The organism is Parabacteroides caecihominis (assembly GCF_023656785.1).
GTDB classification, from domain to species: domain Bacteria; phylum Bacteroidota; class Bacteroidia; order Bacteroidales; family Tannerellaceae; genus Parabacteroides; species Parabacteroides segnis.
Genome location: NZ_JAMOKS010000001.1, coordinates 264,181 through 282,213, shown reverse-complemented (window position 1 = coordinate 282,213; position 18,033 = coordinate 264,181). Strand labels below are relative to the sequence as shown.

Here is an 18,033-nt window from a genome sequence, read left to right as displayed (position 1 = left end):
TCACAGGCATCTGGCCTTCTCCCGCAGCAGCATAAATTAACTGTAAAAACCAGGATAATCCCTGTTCTTGAAGAATATACAAGAAAGAATGGTTATCTTTGTCAACTCCAATTAACAACAAAAATCTATGAGCGATGCAGAATATAATAATATGACACCCCGGCAAATGGAATTTGCTGTTTTTTGTGTGATGTGCGTTGCTGAAGAACTGCAAAAACCGGCAACAGAAATATATGACCTCATGATGCAAAACCGGGTTCTGCAAGACTATATCGTCGAGTTTTATGATGTACTACACACACAAAGCCGGGAATATATAGTGGAAGATATTATCAACTTAATGAAAGAAAATCAGATCCTATGATTGTTTATCACGGTTCATATTGCAGGGTGGAGAGGCCGGAACTCACTTTCTCCCGGGAAAAGTTAGACTTTGGTAAAGGCTTCTATATAACCCCTATCCGCGAGCAGGCAGAACGTTGGAGCAAACGTTTTCTAAGAGCCCGAAAAGCAGCTATACTTAATGTATACGAACTGGATGAAAATCTTTTAAAGTCCTCCGGCTTCAAGGTAAAAACATTTACTGCCTATGATGAAGAATGGCTGGATTTTATATTCGCTTGCCGGAAGGGAGAAACTATTTATCTACAATACGATGTAATAATCGGAGGTGTGGCGAATGATAATGTGTTTGCCACATTGGATGCTTATTTTTCAGGATATATGAGTAAAGACATTGCATTGGACAGGTTGAAATATGAAAAGCCTAACCATCAGATTTGCATATTGAATGATGCTATCCTGGAGCAATATCTGGTATTTAAAGAAGCAATCGATTTGATATAAAAAGTTATGGATGCAGTCGGAACATTAAAGCTATTGAAATATGCACGAATCATCAAAGGGTTCGCAGAGCAAATGAAAATACCTTACGCAAAAGCTATGGATTTATTTTTCCATTCCCTTACATTTCAATTATTGCAGGATGGAGAAGCCGATTTACATTGCCGAAGCGATTTGTATCTGATAGACGAACTCAAGTTGGAAATCTACGGGAAACTATGAATAACCTCTTCAATAAATGAAAATTGCACATATACAAGAAAGAATGGTTATCTTTGCCCGTTGAAAAAGTCTGCCGGACGGCAGCTTCCGAGATGAAACAATACGAATAGATAATAAAAACAACATACTAATTTATGGCATTACAATGTGGCATCGTAGGTCTTCCGAACGTTGGGAAGTCTACCCTTTTTAACTGCTTATCAAATGCAAAAGCACAATCAGCAAACTTCCCGTTCTGTACGATCGAACCGAACGTTGGTGTAATTACCGTTCCCGACGAGCGTCTGAACAAACTGGCGGAACTCATCAACCCGCAACGCATCGTTCCCACGACAGTCGAGATCGTCGACATCGCCGGCCTGGTAAAAGGGGCCAGCAAAGGGGAAGGGTTAGGAAATAAATTCCTTGCCAATATCCGCGAAACAGATGCGATCCTGCATGTGCTCCGTTGCTTCGACGACGATAATATCGTGCATGTGGACGGCCAGGTGAATCCTGTCCGCGACAAGGAAATCATCGACGCAGAACTTCAGATAAAAGACCTTGAAACCATCGACAGCCGCATCGCGAAAGTGCAGAAACAGGCGCAGACAGGTGGTGACAAGCAGGCCAAACAGGCATACGAAGTACTGGTAAAATTCAAGGAAGCTCTGGAACAAGGCAAAAGCGCCCGTACGGTGACCTTCGAGACAAAAGACGAGCAGAAGATCGCCCACGACCTGTTCCTGCTGACCAGCAAGCCGGTCATGTACGTTTGCAACGTAGACGAGGCAAGCGCAGTGAAAGGCAACAAATATGTAGATGCCGTACGTGAAGCCGTGAAAGATGAAAACGCGGAAATCCTGGTCGTAGCTGCCAAGATCGAAAGCGAGATAGCCGAATTTGAGACGTATGACGAACGCCAGATGTTCCTGGAGGAAATCGGTCTGGAAGAATCGGGCGTAAGCCGTCTGATCAAATCGGCTTACAACCTGCTGAACCTACAGACTTACCTGACTGCCGGCGTACAGGAAGTACGTGCCTGGACGTTTGAAAAAGGCTGGAAAGCACCGCAGTGCGCCGGTGTGATCCATACCGACTTCGAGAAAGGCTTCATCCGTGCCGAGGTGATCAAATATGACGATTATATAGCATATGGTTCCGAAGCAGCCGTTAAGGAAGCTGGAAAGATGAGCGTGGAAGGCAAAGAATATGTCGTACAGGACGGCGACATTATGCATTTCCGCTTTAATGTATAGTAACTTTTCCCCTCTCGAGAGGAGGCAGGGGGTGTGTCATAGTTCAGCCTTATAACTAGCTTTAACACACACCCTGCTCCCTCTCTTACTTCTTCGAATTACGATATTGCAAAGGAGTAACCCCGAAATATTCCTTAAAACATTTCCCCATATATCCCGGACTCGAGAAGCCGGCTTTCCAGGTGATCTCGGAGATTGTCAGGTCGCTGCTCTCCAGCAAAGAAGCACATTTACGGAGTTTGATCTGGAGGATAAAATCATTCAGAGTCAATCCGGTGATCCCCTTAATTTTGGTTCCCAGGCGGGTACGGCCCACCGCTATTTCACGACACCACATATCAATGTTAAAATCCTTATTCTCCATATTCTCTTCAATGATCCGGACGGAATCTTCCAGGAGCTGCCGGTCCAGGCGGTTGGTCGCCAGATCGGTCGGGACGGAGTCTGCCTCGGTATGGAAACGCTTCTGCTGCCGTTTCAGCGTATGGATGATATTATTACATTTCAATAAGAGTATTTCCATATTGAATGGCTTCACGATATAATCGCTCGCCCCGCATTTAAGACCTTCCAGGGCACTTTCCAAGTCTGTACGGGCTGTCAGCAGGACGATCGGGATATGAGATGTCTCAAGCTTACGCTTCAGGCGCTGGCACATGGCGATTCCGGACAGGCCGGGCATCATCACGTCGCTGATAATAAGGTCCGGCTGCTCCATTTCAGCGATACGGATGCCCTCTTCGCCATCGGTTGCCTTATAGACCTTATATTTGATCGAGAAAGCCTCTTCAAGAACCTGTAACAGGTCTTCGTTATCTTCCACCAGCAACACGGAAAGTGAAGTATCTGCTGTTTCCTGTGCAATCATTTCCGGAAGATCAGGACGGTCCGGCAGAAGAACGGCGTCTTCCGGTTTCATTGGTTGCATAGGCAACGGTTCGACAGGAAGCGGTTCAGTCACTTTCTGTTCGTCCGTGAAATGTCTGTCACCCAGACAAAGGGTAACGGTAAAAGTCGTACCCTCTCCTACTTCACTTTCGACTTCGATCAAGCCTTTATGTTGCTGGATGATCTCATGTGTCAACGACAAGCCGATGCCGCTCCCCGAAAGAGAAAGACCGGTTGCATTATCCGCCTGGTAAAAACGCTCGAATATATGGTCTTGTTGGTTCCGGGGAATACCGGAACCTGTGTCGGAGATACGTATCTCCACAACTTCTTTTTTACGCAACAGGCTAACAGTGATACATCCTTCATTCGGCGTAAATTTGAACGCGTTCGAAAGCAGGTTATTGAATACTTTCCGAATCTGCACCGGATCGAACCAGACAGGAATATCCTCCTCCACCGTTTCCAGCTTATATTGTATCCTGTTCATCACCGCATAGTCTTTGAAAGCATCGAATTGTTGCCGCACGAAAGGGACCAGGTTCTGGCAACTCACATGGAAAGGCATCTTACCCTGTTCCAGGCGGCGGAAATCGAGTACCTCGGTAATCAACTGCTGCATCTGTGCCGTATATTGGCGCACTTTCAAAAGTTTGGTCCTGAACGTACCCCCCAGATCATAGTTCTGCAACAGCAGGTCCACCTGGCTGATCATCAGCGTCAGAGGAGTTCTCAGTTCATGAGATATATTTATATAGAACTTCAGCTTCATCTGGTTCAGCCTCTCTATACGCAGTTTCTCCCGGTGTTCCATTTCCAGCGAAGCCTTCAGGAAAGCCCGGCTACGGTTGAAACGGATCAGCCAAACCAGAAAAAGAAGACCCAGCAAACCATATACCGCAAAAGCATAGGGAGAAGCATAGAAGGGAGGCCGGACACTGATATGGAGAGCGATCTGCTTGCCCCCGCCTACCTCGCGCACCAACAGATTGTAATCTCCCGGCGATAAAGAAGTATAAACGATCTGCTGGTGTAACGTACGGGTCCATTGTTTATCCAACCCGTCCAGTTTATATTCAAACAGGTTCTTATCGGCATAGCGGTAATTCGTAGAGGTGAAACCAATGGTCACATTATTCTGGTCATGCGTAAGCATAAGTTCAGAAGTATACGATATACCTTCTTTCAAAATACCTGGCGACGCCGACGGAAAGACCGGATTATTATTTACAGACAGACTATTGAACGAAATGGTATAAGGGACCTGTGCCGTAGACAGGCCCGACTCTTTAGTGGCGATCATGCCTTCCACACCACCGATAAAAATCATACTGTCTTTAGGAGAAATATAGACGCCACAATTCGAGTTCAGACGATGCAAAGGCGAAGAAGTACCCAGTAAAGTATGCGTACTCTTTCCGGTTTTCATATCGAGCAAGGTGATTCCCCGGACAGATGTGACCAACAATTTCCCCAACGGGGTAACGGCTGCCCGGAACGGTTCGTTGGTCAGTAAATGACCTTGTTCCTGGTTGTAGCAGGACCAGAAATCATTCATCGTATCATATCGCAATACACCGACACCCGTCACCACAAAATAAAGATGACCTCTCGTATCTCCGGTTATACAATGGACAGGCTTCTTCCCGATCATCTTTTTTACGGCTGGGATCTCTTCGGGCATACGGTTGTCCATCCTGACACAGACAACCTCCCGGTTGGCCGGAGCCAGCCATAACCGGTTTTCATTATCCAAATAGGCGGAACGGATAGTAACACTAGTGCGGCTGAGAAGGTCGGGATCGGAGAAGAGCGGGGAGAGTTTCCGGGTATCGAGATCCAGCAGGAACAGGCCTCCCTGCGAAACCACGATCAACTGCCCTTGCCACGGTATCAGATCCGTAACGATCTGCTGGTTATCTTCCAGCAATACATCTTCACCCAAGCGTTCCGGACGTCCGGAAGAAGGAGAGTAACAATATAATCCGTGCTGGAAAGTACCGATATACAGCCGGTCGTTTCCGGCATCATACCAAACAGATTTGGTCGTACCACACGGCAGGCGGAAAATATCCGGTTTGAAACGTTTCACTTTCTGTGTATGGCGATCCAGGCAATTCAGACGCCCGTGTTCGGTCGCTATATACAAATTGCCCTTTGTATCCTCTGCCATCTTTCCGAACAGGAACCCCCTCAGGCTTTCCGGATCATCCGGCGAAATACCGTAGAACAGGTAATTCTCTGTATTCGGATTAAAATAACTCAGGCCGCCGTAATAGGTCCCAACCCACATTCCTCCCTGGTTATCCCGGTAGATATCATAAACGGATGAATGCTTCAAAGACCAGGGAACTTGTTCTTTATGCGACAAATGATAACAATCGTCCAAAGAGGGATTCACTACCGTTATCCCGGCATAGGTACCTATCCAGACATTCCCTTTAATATCCTGGTTAATACTCCTCACCTGGTTATTGACAAGCGGACAAGAGAGCGTGTTTTCCTGCAAAGACAGCCATTCACCTTGGCTAAATACTTTAGCTCCGTTGGCCAACGTACCGACCCACAACCGCTCCCGGTCATCTATAAAGAGAGATGTAACCGACTCATTTTCCAATAATACTTGAAGACTCCCGTCCGCCAACCGGAACAATCCTTTCGTGGTAGCCAGCAACCAGCCTTCAGCCGAAAAACACAGGTCCTTTATAATAACGGTCGAGTCCGAGAAAGCACAGATCTTTTGGGACCCGCCATCAGGATTATACCGGTAAAACCCGTTTCTATAAGCATAAAACAAGGCGTCATCCCTATATTTCAACGCATGCGCCTGCACGGATGTTTGCCGGAATTCTTCCATCCGCATATCATAGACTACCAGGTTCCTGTTCGCCAACATATAAATACAGGAATCCCCGTCGCCACAGATTTCATGGATATTATTATCCTCCATCCCATCCAGATAAGTAGACAAACGGAACGAACGGACGACTCTTCCGTCATACACATTAAAGTTATCATTCCCGAACCAGACAGCTCCTCTTTTATCCTGAAAAATGGATATAGCAGAAGGTTCTGCAAAGCCATCGTTCAAATCAATATGCCGGAAATAAAGTTCTTTCGCCGATAACGGAAACAAACAATATAAACAGAATAATGTATACAAGAATTTAGGCCTCATAAACAAAGATATTTAATGCAAATTTAACCCTTTTTTAGCGGTAAACAACAATAAGAGTGCACGTTAACTAAAATACAGAAGCAACATTATGGTAATATCCGTCGAAAAAATAGTAATATCCGCCACCAACGGTATTTACTATTCTATCAACCGATTCTAATATGCCTTTTTATCAGCAGATTATAGATTTGCAGCATAGAAACAAAATTTTCTTGAATCTAAATAAAGATTTATTTATGAAAAAAGTATTGAGACCTATCGGATTAATTTTACTCTCCGGCACCCTCTGTTCTACCGGCCAGGTATTTGCAACAGACGCAAAGTCGGAAGCTGTCGCCAACATCGCCCAGCAAAAGAAACAAGTAACAGGTACAGTCATTGATGCATTCGGCCCTGTAGCCGGTGCTTCTGTTTCCGTAAAAGGAACCAGTGAAGGAACAATTACAGATATGGACGGGAACTTCTCCATAGATGTAACTCCCGGAAGCACCCTGTCTATCTCTTTTATCGGCTATGTAACACAGGAGATCAAATACACCGGACAAGCATCCCTGCATGTAACGCTGGTGGAAGACACCCAGAAAATCGACGAAGTGGTGGTTACTGCCATGGGTATCAAAAAAGAAAAACGCGCTCTCCCCTATGCCATGAGTGAACTGAAAGCTGAACAGATACAGACGGTTCCCGTGCAAAACGTAGCTACTTCCTTATATGGAAAGGCAGCAGGCGTACAGATCCAGCAAACAGCTATGGGGCCTACGGGAGGAACTAAAATCCAGATCCGCGGTATCAACTCGGTAGAAGGTAATACCCGCCCGCTGATCGTTGTGGACGGTATACCTATCAATGATACCGATTCGCAATGGTCCGGCCGCGAACGTAACGAGATCCAGCAGGGTTCTGCCCTCAACGATATCAATCCGGACGATATCGAAACTATGTCGATCCTGAAAGGTGCAAATGCGGCAGCCCTTTACGGTTCGCGTGCTACCAACGGTGTGATCGTCATTACAACCAAACGCGGCAGTGCAGGAAAAGGACTGGGTATCCAGGTCAGCACTTCCTATATGTATGACCAGCGTGCTTATATGCCCGAATTCCAGAATGTATTCGGCGGCGGTTCAAATCCTTATTTTACAACGAATGCCGATGGACAGTACATATATAACGGCGATACATACCGCAGTTTCGGTCCGCGCATGGACGGAACGGAAGTCCTCTGGTGGGACGGTGTAAAACGCCCCTACTCTCCCCAGCCGGACAACTACCGCGATGTATTTAAAGACGGTTTTACCAACAACAACAGCATCGCCATTACCAACGGGACGGAAAAGAACAGCATCCGCCTGGCTTACACCAACATGAATTATGGCGGTTATTTGGAAAACTACAAGCAGAACAAACACAATTTCAGCTTCTCGGGTAACTTCAAGGTGCACGAACGTCTGACTTTCGATGCGTCCATCTCATTCAACATGTCCGATACGAAGAATATGCCGACCCGTATCGACCGTGTTTCCAATTATCCGATGCCCCGTAATGAGATCACCCAACTGTGGAAAGATCATTACAAGAGCGAAGACGGTTATTTCCTGAGCAACCAGATCCAGAATATCAGTTCAGGAAACCGCGACAACATTATCAAATATCTGATGTGGCAGCAGAACGAAAACGAATACACACAAAAACGTGAACGTATAATCGCCTCGATCTCTGCTAACCTCAAAATATTCGACTTCCTTAATTTCCGTCTGCGCGGCGGTACGGATCGTTATCGTGACGACAAAGAAAACAAGGAATACTTCGAAAGAGCCTCCGATCCGGCAGATATGACCAATCTTCAAGGCAGCTACCGTAAGGAAGATGCACATTACCAGAAGAACTACGTGGAAGGTTTGCTGATGTTCAACAAGGCTTTCGGCGAAGATTTCGACGTGAGTGCCACACTCGGTATGTCGGGCGAAGATATTTCCGAATCGAAAATGATATGGGAATCAGAAGGGCTGAAATATAATGGTATGTTCTCTTCCGAAAATAACAAGAAAGACCCGAAGAAAGCCAGCAAAGACAAAGTTGTCAACCAGGGTGAATTTCTGGGAGCCGTATTCGCATCCGCACAGTTGGCTTACAAACGCTTCCTGTATCTGGACCTGACAGCCCGTAACGACTGGTCATCCCGCCTGTCTGCCGGTAACCGCAGCTTCTTCTATCCTTCTGCCGGTCTGAGTTTCGTTTTCACAGAAGCTCTGGATATGCCGGATTGGCTGAACTATGGTAAGGTTAGAGGTTCGTATGCCATCGTAGGTAACACTACTCCTTCCATCTATTTCACCAACTCCGAATATCAATACGGATTGTTCAACAACTCAGCCATCACCAATGAGTTCAAATCGGATGTTCCGCCAACCAATATTGCTCCTGAAAAGACGTATTCATGGGAATTCGGTCTGGAAGGACGTATGTTAGACGGCCGCCTGGGTGTCGACCTGGCATACTATACCAACAAGACGAAGAATCAGATCATCACGGTTCCCGTTGCTCCTTCTACCGGTGCAGTAGGTATGAAAATGAATGCCGGAGAAATCGGTAACCATGGTGTGGAAATACAGTTGACCGGCACTCCGGTACAAACAAAAGACTTCAGTTGGGAAAGTATCCTGAACTTCTCCTATACGCACAACGAGTTGATCTCCCTGATTGACGGAATGGAAGACCGCCAGATCAGCAGTCCATGGAGTGCCGCCATCTTTAAAGCCGTTCCCGGATATGCAACACCGAGCGTATTTATCAAGAAATGGTTACGCGACGACCAGGGACGTATTGTTGTCGACAAAAACGGTTATTATCAGCAGGAATCGGAATTCACTTATGCAGGTAGCGCCGCTCCGAAATTCATCGGCGGCTTCAGCAATACTTTCCGTTACAAAGATTTCTCTCTGAACGTTCATATCGACGGTTCCTTCGGAGGTAAACTGCTTTCATTTACCAACAACTATCTGAAAGCATCGGGTGCCGGCAAAGAATCCTTGTGGGGACGTGACGAAGAATACGGTGGACTTCCTTATTATATCGACAAGAACACCAACCAGAAGATTGCATTGGATAATCATGGTTCTTCAGCTCCGGCGAATGCTCTTGACGGACGTGTCCGCCACGACGGTATCGTTGTTAATGGTGTAGATGCCAACGGTAACAAAAACGAGATCATCGTATCGGCTGCCGACTACTATAACAACCGCTACAACAAAGCCGGTTCAGAAGATAACCTGTATGATAACACCTATATCAAACTGCGTGAACTGAAACTCTCTTACCGCGTTCCGAAAAACATCGTTTCCAGAATCGGTTTACAGAATCTGAATGTATCACTGGTCGGCAGTAACTTGTTCTTCATCTATAAGAGCGTTCCCAACGTAAACCCGGAAGCAACACTGGGTACAGGCGGAACGAATCCTTACGTGGAATATACTTCTTATCCGTCGGCCAGAAGTTTCGGTTTCTCCGTCAACACAAGTTTCTAAAGTTTCATCATACATAATAAAACAGAAAATTCATATGAAAAAATTATTATATAGCCTGCTTTTAGGTTCTGCAGTAGCGTTCTCTTCCTGCGAAAGTAAACTGGATGAGAAGCATAGCAATCCGGACGGATTCACCAGTGCTGAGATTGAATATCTCTTCACTAAAGGTGCACAGAAAACTATCGAAAACGACTATGCCGATACCTGGAACTATAATTTCCGCCTGATCGGGAATTATATCCAGACTACCGCTCGCCAAGCCGGCAAAGACCGTATCAATCTGTATCAGAATATTCAGGACGATAAGGCACGCTGGGAAAACTATTATGTAACCCGGATGAGTACACTGACAGAGATAGACAAGATTTATGCCACCCTGTCGCCGGAAGAACAGACGAAATACCAGAACTATATCGAAGCCGGTAAAATACTGAAAGCCTATAACACAGCCATTGCTACCGACTTTTTCGGTAACATGCCATATACGGAAGCTTTCACGGCACGTAACGTAGTGTACGGCGGGACCGTTATCTTCAAGCCTAAATATGACACGCAAAAAGATATCTATTACGCAATTCTGGACGATCTGAAATCAGCTGCCGCCTATTTTAAAACGGCTTCGGGTGACGATACGTTCAAGCGCCAGGATATCATTTACAAAGGTGACTGCAACGGATGGTACAAGTTTGCCAATTCACTGCGCCTGCGTTACGCCATGCGTATCTCCAATGTAGACCCGGAGAAAGCCAGACAGGTATTGTCGGAACTGTCACTCGACCAACTGATCACGACAAATGCAGAGAATACCTATATCAAAGTCTCCGGCATTGATACAGCTCCCGATGGTATCTGGCGTGCCATGAGAGAAAGCCATAATAAGACACACAGTTATTACATGTACGCTCCCGAACTGACAGTGAACATGTTGAAAGAAGCTGCCGACCCGCGTCTGGTCGTATTCTATCAGCCGGCAACCGATAACGATGGAAATGTTTATGAAAACAGCAAAGAAATCATCGGTTATCCTTCTTCTGCCGATAAAGCGATCTCGCTGGTGAACGGACCGGACGGAACCAGACTTTTTGAAATATATGGTTGCCTGAACACTGTTACTTTCCGCAACAACTACCAGTTACCGGTCGGCATCGGTATGACTGCCGCAGAAGTATACCTTTGCCTGGCGGAAGCAGCACAACGCGGACTGTATAACGGTAACGCTGAAGAGTTCTATAATAAAGCAGTAATTTTGTCTGTCCAGAACTATTACGAATACTATAAAAACAGTGACGCAGAAAAGGGAAAAGACATGACGATCGCCAACAGGGATGTATCCGATGAAACATTGAGCAACTGGTTGGCAACATCGACATTCAAATTCAATCCTTCAAAAGCACTGGAACAGATCGCAACCCAGAAATGGCTGCATCTCGGCTTCCTTCAAATCTATGAAAACTGGGCTGAATATCGCCGTACCGATCTGCCTGTCTTGGATGACGACCGTGAAAACGGTACTTTACTGAACAAAGAAAATGCTCCCGTACGTTTCTTGTATCCGGCAAAAGAAGCATCCATGAACACAGAAAACTATAACGCGCAGTCTGAAAACAATAAGATCAGTGCCCGTTTGTGGTGGGATACAAAATAAGTCTCACTCCCTGAACATCTAATCATTGACCGTATGGTTGATAATTGTTACCTTTGCGCTAATAATTACCGGCCATACGGTTTTATGCTGTAATCACATACGATAACAAACATATAATCCCTGAAGAAAACATGAATTTTAAGTACTTGTTACTAGCAGTCGCCTGTCTTGGAAGCGGAGCTGCACAAGCGAAAGACTCGATCTACAAAAAAGGGTGGATAGACCTCAACAAGAACGGTGTAAAAGACGTTTATGAAGATCCCGAAGCTCCTATCGAAGCGCGTGTACAAGACCTTCTGAACCAGATGACACTGGAAGAAAAAAGTTGCCAGATGGCCACCCTCTACGGCTTCGGGCGTGTCCTGAAAGACTCCCTGCCCACCGAAGGATGGAAGAATGAGATCTGGAAAGACGGTATCGCCAATATCGATGAACAACTGAACGGTGTGGGAAGCGCCCGCCGCCGCACACCCGACCTGATCTACCCGTTCAGCAACCATGCCGAAGCGATCAACAAAACACAGCGCTGGTTCATCGAAGAAACACGTCTGGGCATCCCTGTGGACTTCTCCAACGAAGGTATCCACGGCTTGAACCATACCAAAGCAACTCCCCTGCCCGCTCCTATCAGTATCGGCAGCACCTGGAACCGCGACCTGGTTCATCAGGCGGGAGATATAGCCGGTAAGGAAGCAAAAGCACTAGGATACAATAATGTGTACGCTCCCATCCTCGACGTAGCCCGCGATCCGCGCTGGGGACGTGTGCTGGAGACTTACGGGGAAGACCCTTATCTGGTAGGCGAACTGGGCACACAGATGGTAAAAGGTATCCAGCAGAATGGTGTAGCTTCCACGTTGAAACATTTTGCCGTTTACAGCATTCCGAAGGGTGGCCGCGATGCCGCCGTCCGTACCGACCCGCATGTGGCTCCCCGCGAACTGCATGAGATCCATCTCTATCCTTTCAAAAGAGTCGTCCAGAAAGCGCATCCGAAAGGTGTAATGAGCAGTTATAACGACTGGGATGGTGTGCCTGTAACAGCCAGCTATTATTTCCTGACACAGCTGTTGCGCCAGGAGTATGGTTTCAAAGGATACATAGTAAGTGACAGCGAAGCGGTCGAGTTCGTTCAGACCAAGCACCATGTAGCTGATTCTTATGAAGAAGCCGTACGCCAGGTAGTGGAAGCCGGCCTGAATGTCCGCACCAACTTCACGCATCCGAAAGACTATATCCTGCCGGTACGTAAACTGGTGAAGGAAGGCAAACTCTCCATGAAATCGGTCGACCGCATGGTTGCCGACGTATTGCGCGTTAAATTCGAACTGGGACTGTTCGATTCACCGTATGTAAAAGACCCGAAAGCCGCCGATAAGATTGTCGGAGCCGACAAACACCGCGACTTCGTACTGGATATGCAGAAACAATCCCTCGTATTGCTGAAAAACGAAAACAACCTGCTCCCATTGGACAAGAACCAGACGAAAAAGGTTCTTATAGCCGGTCCGTTAGCCAAGGAAACGAACTATATGATCAGCCGTTACGGCCCTCAGGGACTGGATAACATCACCGTTTACGACGGCATCAAAGACTATCTGGGCAATCAGACAGAAGTTGTCTACGCCAAAGGCTGCGAAGTGAAAGACGCCAACTGGCCCGACAGCGAAATCGTCCCCACTCCGCTGACCGACGAGGAAAAGAAAGGGATCGCCGAAGCCGCCACCGCTGCCGCCGATTGTGACGTTATCATTGCCGTGCTGGGAGAAGACGAATCTTGCACAGGCGAAAGTAAATCCCGCACTGGCCTCGACCTGCCGGGCCGTCAGCAACAATTGCTGGAAGCCTTACACGCCACCGGCAAACCGGTCGTACTCGTCCTGATCAACGGACAGCCGCTGACTATCAACTGGGCCGACCGCAACATTCCTTCCATCCTGGAAGCCTGGTTCCCCGGACAGTTAGGCGGAGAAGCGATCGCGCAGACCTTATTCGGCGATTATAACCCAGGCGGACGTCTGTCTGTTACCTTCCCCCGTTCAATCGGACAGATCGAGTTCAACTTCCCGTTCAAGCCGGGTTCACAGGACGGACAGTATTTCAAAGGCCCCAACGGTTCAGGAAATACCCGTGTAAACGGTGCTCTTTATCCGTTCGGTTACGGATTGAGTTATACCACCTTTGCTTATTCAAACCTTTCCGTAAAACAGGAAACACCCTACTCGGAAAGCCCTGTGACCGTCACCGTAGATGTGACCAACACAGGCAAACGCGCCGGTGACGAAGTCGTACAGTTATATATCCGCGACAAAGTAAGCAGCGTAATCGCTTACGAATCCGTGCTACGCGGCTTTGAACGTATCTCCCTGCAACCGGGCGAGACAAAGACCGTATCCTTTGTCCTCTTGCCGGAAGACCTGCAAATTCTCGACAGGCATATGGAATGGACAGTCGAACCGGGCGAATTTGAAGTCCGCATCGGAGCCTCTTCCAACGATATCAAATTAAAAGAGACTTTTGTTGTAAAGTAAAAGACAGGTAATCATAGCCTATCCGCATATTTTATTCCCTCCTGCTTTCGGAACAATTCAGAGATTTCGTAAAGTAAGAGGGAATATTTATTTGAAAAAAGAAAGATTAATTATCTTTGCCACAGAGATAAAGGAGAAAAGGCTTGAAAAATCACGAATCTTATTGGCTATTAAACAAAAAGCGGAGATTAGTGAATACTTTTCGTATCTTTGGCAGAATATAAGAATATATAACAAGAAATATATGAGAATAAAAAGTCTATTTGGAATGCTTTTGTTCCTATTCACAATGGGTTTTACAAGTTGTAGTGAAGATGATAAACAGGAATACTATTTGGAGCTTTCTCAAAACTCGTGCGAAGTAATACAGGGATACAGTACTTCCATTGATCTGACTGCTCATGAAAACACTACGTTGAATGTTGAAAACCCGGAGCTTATTGATGCCGCTTATATTTGGGAGCTTGACGACTATAAGGCTAAAATAGAAATTAAGGGTAAACAGAAAGGTGAAACAGATCTTGTCGTCACCGACCATGAAACGGGAGAATCAGCCACAATAAAGGTGAAAGTGACAGAATACCCGATGCCCCGTCTTGCCATAAAACAATCGAAAGGGAACATTTTCGATACGATGAATTTTTATCTCTATAATGAAGATTCGAAGTCAATTAATTCTAATAGTCTTTCTGTTGTATGCGATTCTATTGTTTGGACAGTAGATGAGATAAACAACAGTTTCAGAGTGTTTGAACACGAAGGGGTAGGTAACCGTCTGACTTTGGAATGGGGGCACTGTTTCAAGTATCCCGGTGAATATAAAACTAACCTGACTGCATGGAAAGACAACAAGGTTATCTTCCGTCATCAACTCGCCGTCACCATTACCGATGAGAAGGATTTTCTGGAATACAACTGGAAAGACATTACTAAAAACTCATCAGCATGGAGTACTTATGCAGATGTACTTAAAAGTAGCCCTAATTTGATGACTACATACGGCCTTTGCGGCACTGTCCCATATGCCGAAGTAAGGGTTTTTAACAGCAACATGACCCAAAGCTACCAACTTTACGACTATTTCTGCAAACTCTATTCAGTCCCCACATATGAAGATAATAGAGATAAAATGTGGCAACTGTATGACGAACTGTTCTCCGAACAAAAGGTATATCCTAGTGCTTACCCTGTTGCCATTTGGGTGACAGAACGTGTCAATATTGTTTTATTGCTGCTGGATGATAATACAGGATCTTCCAATTATGTGGTTTATGCGGAACCAAACAGACAATGAAACCTACAACTTTGAAGTGTGAATTAAAAGATCTTATTCATCCCCTTTTAAACTTTATTAAAAAGAATCCCACCTCTATTCCCCCGGATTTGAATATCTTAGCAGAAAATCAGTTATCCTCCTAAAACAATCGATTATGGATAGCCTGCAAAGATGGAAAACACAATACCGGTTTTACCGGACATTCTTTCTCAGTACATTAAAATTCAGTGTCCTGATCGGTTTTCTGTTTGCCTCTTTTAGCGCACTTCGATTCTATGTTAGCATGATCGACTCTATCAGACTATGGCTACAACTCATCCCTACGGTCGGACTGGGATTTGACTATATCTACAAGGAACTGACACGCAAAGAAGAATATTTTTTCTATTATAATCAGGGAATCGGCAAGTATCAACTCTGGATCGTTACGTTTATCGTCATGTTCATCTGCTGTAATCTACTGAATCAAATCATCGAGCAATGTACACAGGCCTTGAAATAGACAGCATACTTAAATCGTTCGGCGAACGGACCATACTGGCAGACGTTTACCTGAAATGTTGCCGGGGAGATATTATTGCCCTTTTCGGACGAAACGGGACAGGCAAATCAACCTTGCTGAATATCATCTTCGGTACCTTGAAAGCCGACCGGAAGTTTATCCGCATCGACGGAAAAGTCATAAAAGGGCCGGCTTTCCGCTCCGGACTGCTTGCCTATCTGCCACAACACCCCTCCTTTCCCTCACATCTGAAAGTATCACAGATAGCAGAACTTTGTATCGCTCCGGAAGACAGGAAACGCTTTTTCGCAGACAAAATATTATTCCGTATCCGGACCTCCCGTATCTGTGAAATATCAACCGGGGAACAACGTTACCTGGAAATCAAAACCACCCTTTTCAGTCCGGCCCCTTATATCCTGCTGGACGAACCTTTCAGCGGTGTCTCGCCCGTTGTTGCCGAACAGATACGCAAACTGATGACCGAAAGCGCCCAAAACCACGGAATCATCCTGACAGACCACAATTTCAGGGAAGTACACAAAATAGCAAACCGAATCACCCTGCTCGATGATTGTTACCTGAAAGAGATAAAAAATAGAGAAGAGTTAATACCTTACGGCTATTATCAGCCATAAAAAAAGGGACACCCTTCCGGATATCCCCAACACTGAAAAACTTCATTTTATTCTATTCCATACTTTTGCATCGCATATCTACCCAAAACTTCCAGGTAGCTGAGACACTTTCTAGCTAACTTTTTCATAGCGCAATACTAATTATTTAAAACGATCTCTTTGCCTAAACATATTCTATAAATATGTTTTACAACACAAAAGTAGTGGTTATATAGATACGATATACTCCCCGGACCGGCTTTTAACATCATTTGCACAAAAGACCGGTCTGGCCATTGAAACGCCTTACCCGATAATGTATTTGGAGTAAGGCAGTTTGCTCAATAAATAGACAAACAGCCAGGTTACCGCCAGCGTAAAGACAGCCGATACCGGAACGATTGCCGGAATAGGAATACCCAGCCAAAGCGTCAGTAAATAAGAAGGCCCTACAAAGAAATAATGTACGCAATAAACGCCGAACCCCAGTTTCGTCAGATTAGCCAACGCCTTACAAATCAAAGGAGAAGTAATACGGACCTTCTGCATCAGAAGGAATATGGCCGCCGTCATCAGCATCGCATTCGGAGAGCAATAAGTAAAGAACAGTTCCATCCCTTCCTCACTCACATTCGGGTCCGACGTCATATATCTGAACCCAATGAAAGTGGCCAGATAACCAATCAGGAACAAAGGAACAACGACAGCCAGTGTTTTACCGACCGACCAGTTATTTCCTTTCCCTAAATAATGCCCGAGCAATAAATACCCGTTAAAACCGGCAAAATAATAGAATAGGCCGTAAGCATTCCACGAACAGGTCCCGAAAAGATACTTAGAAACAAACTCCATCAGATAAGGAATAAACAACGAAACAACCCAGATAGACAGGAACCAGCGTTTCCCCTTTTCAGACGCTTTCTCCACCCAGGCTGAGAAAACAGGCATATAAAGATACAACCCGATTAAAGCATAAATATACCACATCGGCGTAGCGTAAACAGTAAAAGTGAGCGGTATCATGGCAATATCCTTCAACCCGTCGGCCAAAGAAGCAGAAGGCTCCGGCGCCCAGGGAAAGAAATCGGTCACCAGTTCGGGACTTCCTCCCACCCATTGGATAAACCACGGGGCCAGATTAAACAGCACCGACCAGACCAGGAAAGGAAAGAACACGCGCGGAATACGTTTCTTATAAAAGACAGAAGCCTCCTGCTTCACCGGAAGCAACAGGAAACCTGTCATCATCACAAAAAGAGGCACACAAGCCCTCAGCATAGACCCGTAGGCCGACCCCCAGAAATTAATTTCAGGATTGGCACGCGACTCCGGAGAGGCATTAAAAGGGTCTGTACAATGGCAGGCAATCACCATCAGGATAGCAACGAAGCGAAGTGCGTCCATCCAAACGATATGCGGACGGGCAGTAGTAGTGTTATTCATGGTAAGCGTATTTATCTAACAGGATGTAAAAGTAGAAAATAGTTCCTACACTACAACATATTTATTTCATATATTATGACAACAAAATATCATATATTATGATACAACATTTTCATAATATATGCGACT

The 18,033-nt window shown here is 45.7% G+C and carries 12 protein-coding genes; 10 read left to right on the top strand and 2 right to left on the bottom strand.

From position 1 onward, the window contains the following. The first annotated feature begins 127 nt into the window (after positions 1-127). The 4 genes from NBH14_RS00790 to ychF all read left to right on the top strand — a co-directional run bounded on the left by NBH14_RS00790 (position 128) and on the right by ychF (position 2,303). Positions 128-364, top strand: coding sequence for a DUF3791 domain-containing protein (locus tag NBH14_RS00790; protein ID WP_009860504.1), 237 nt, complete (start codon positions 128-130; stop codon positions 362-364). Further along, complete coding sequence (locus tag NBH14_RS00785; RefSeq protein ID WP_046145836.1) at positions 361-846, top strand: DUF3990 domain-containing protein; 486 nt, start codon at positions 361-363, stop codon at positions 844-846. The genes NBH14_RS00790 and NBH14_RS00785 overlap by 4 nt, the downstream gene beginning before the upstream one ends. A gap of 6 nt (positions 847-852) precedes the next feature. Next, entirely contained in the window at positions 853-1,065 is a 213-nt protein-coding gene (locus NBH14_RS00780; protein ID WP_009860502.1) for a hypothetical protein, read from the top strand. Positions 1,066-1,199: 134 nt separating this feature from the next. Beyond that, positions 1,200-2,303: a redox-regulated ATPase YchF gene (ychF, locus tag NBH14_RS00775; RefSeq protein WP_186957946.1), complete on the top strand. Its 1,104-nt coding sequence runs from the start codon at positions 1,200-1,202 to the stop codon at positions 2,301-2,303. A gap of 85 nt (positions 2,304-2,388) precedes the next feature. Here ychF and NBH14_RS00770 read toward each other — a convergent pair whose 3' ends face one another. Next, on the bottom strand, positions 2,389-6,369 hold the full coding sequence (locus NBH14_RS00770; RefSeq protein WP_186957945.1) for an ATP-binding protein: 3,981 nt from the start codon (positions 6,367-6,369) through the stop codon (positions 2,389-2,391). Between the two features lie 236 nt (positions 6,370-6,605). Between NBH14_RS00770 and NBH14_RS00765 the strand changes: the two genes are divergently transcribed. From NBH14_RS00765 to NBH14_RS00740, 6 genes are all read left to right on the top strand, one after another. Further along, the gene (locus tag NBH14_RS00765) at positions 6,606-9,890 is read left to right on the top strand and encodes a SusC/RagA family TonB-linked outer membrane protein (RefSeq protein ID WP_186957944.1); all 3,285 of its coding nucleotides are present in this window, start codon (positions 6,606-6,608) and stop codon (positions 9,888-9,890) included. A 34-nt stretch (positions 9,891-9,924) separates the two neighbouring features. Continuing rightward, complete coding sequence (locus NBH14_RS00760; RefSeq protein ID WP_186957943.1) at positions 9,925-11,535, top strand: SusD/RagB family nutrient-binding outer membrane lipoprotein; 1,611 nt, start codon at positions 9,925-9,927, stop codon at positions 11,533-11,535. Between the two features lie 131 nt (positions 11,536-11,666). Next, complete coding sequence (locus NBH14_RS00755; protein ID WP_186957942.1) at positions 11,667-14,066, top strand: glycoside hydrolase family 3 N-terminal domain-containing protein; 2,400 nt, start codon at positions 11,667-11,669, stop codon at positions 14,064-14,066. 244 nt (positions 14,067-14,310) lie between these two features. Further along, the gene (locus tag NBH14_RS00750) at positions 14,311-15,360 is read left to right on the top strand and encodes a hypothetical protein (RefSeq protein ID WP_250817042.1); all 1,050 of its coding nucleotides are present in this window, start codon (positions 14,311-14,313) and stop codon (positions 15,358-15,360) included. 136 nt (positions 15,361-15,496) lie between these two features. After that, a complete protein-coding gene (locus NBH14_RS00745; RefSeq protein WP_128134697.1) occupies positions 15,497-15,844 on the top strand; it encodes a hypothetical protein in 348 nt (115 codons plus the stop codon). Continuing rightward, positions 15,823-16,482 carry an ATP-binding cassette domain-containing protein gene (locus NBH14_RS00740; RefSeq protein ID WP_186957941.1) on the top strand — a complete coding sequence of 220 codons (660 nt, stop codon included), beginning with the start codon at positions 15,823-15,825 and terminating at the stop codon, positions 16,480-16,482. The genes NBH14_RS00745 and NBH14_RS00740 overlap by 22 nt, the downstream gene beginning before the upstream one ends. 285 nt (positions 16,483-16,767) lie before the next feature. On the opposite strand, the gene NBH14_RS00735 is transcribed toward NBH14_RS00740, so the two are convergent. Then, entirely contained in the window at positions 16,768-17,904 is a 1,137-nt protein-coding gene (locus NBH14_RS00735; RefSeq protein WP_128134698.1) for an acyltransferase, read from the bottom strand. Positions 17,905-18,033: the final 129 nt, after the last annotated feature.

What these genes read in the sequence shown, in the direction of transcription:
- NBH14_RS00790 (WP_009860504.1), top strand. Translation starts at nt 128, where the DNA reads ATGAGCGATGCAGAATATAATAATATGACACCCCGGCAAATGGAATTT.
- NBH14_RS00785 (WP_046145836.1), top strand. Translation starts at nt 361, where the DNA reads ATGATTGTTTATCACGGTTCATATTGCAGGGTGGAGAGGCCGGAACTC.
- NBH14_RS00780 (WP_009860502.1), top strand. Translation starts at nt 853, where the DNA reads ATGGATGCAGTCGGAACATTAAAGCTATTGAAATATGCACGAATCATC.
- ychF (WP_186957946.1), top strand. Translation starts at nt 1,200, where the DNA reads ATGGCATTACAATGTGGCATCGTAGGTCTTCCGAACGTTGGGAAGTCT.
- NBH14_RS00770 (WP_186957945.1), bottom strand. Translation starts at nt 6,369, where the DNA reads ATGAGGCCTAAATTCTTGTATACATTATTCTGTTTATATTGTTTGTTT.
- NBH14_RS00765 (WP_186957944.1), top strand. Translation starts at nt 6,606, where the DNA reads ATGAAAAAAGTATTGAGACCTATCGGATTAATTTTACTCTCCGGCACC.
- NBH14_RS00760 (WP_186957943.1), top strand. Translation starts at nt 9,925, where the DNA reads ATGAAAAAATTATTATATAGCCTGCTTTTAGGTTCTGCAGTAGCGTTC.
- NBH14_RS00755 (WP_186957942.1), top strand. Translation starts at nt 11,667, where the DNA reads ATGAATTTTAAGTACTTGTTACTAGCAGTCGCCTGTCTTGGAAGCGGA.
- NBH14_RS00750 (WP_250817042.1), top strand. Translation starts at nt 14,311, where the DNA reads ATGAGAATAAAAAGTCTATTTGGAATGCTTTTGTTCCTATTCACAATG.
- NBH14_RS00745 (WP_128134697.1), top strand. Translation starts at nt 15,497, where the DNA reads ATGGATAGCCTGCAAAGATGGAAAACACAATACCGGTTTTACCGGACA.
- NBH14_RS00740 (WP_186957941.1), top strand. Translation starts at nt 15,823, where the DNA reads ATGTACACAGGCCTTGAAATAGACAGCATACTTAAATCGTTCGGCGAA.
- NBH14_RS00735 (WP_128134698.1), bottom strand. Translation starts at nt 17,904, where the DNA reads ATGAATAACACTACTACTGCCCGTCCGCATATCGTTTGGATGGACGCA.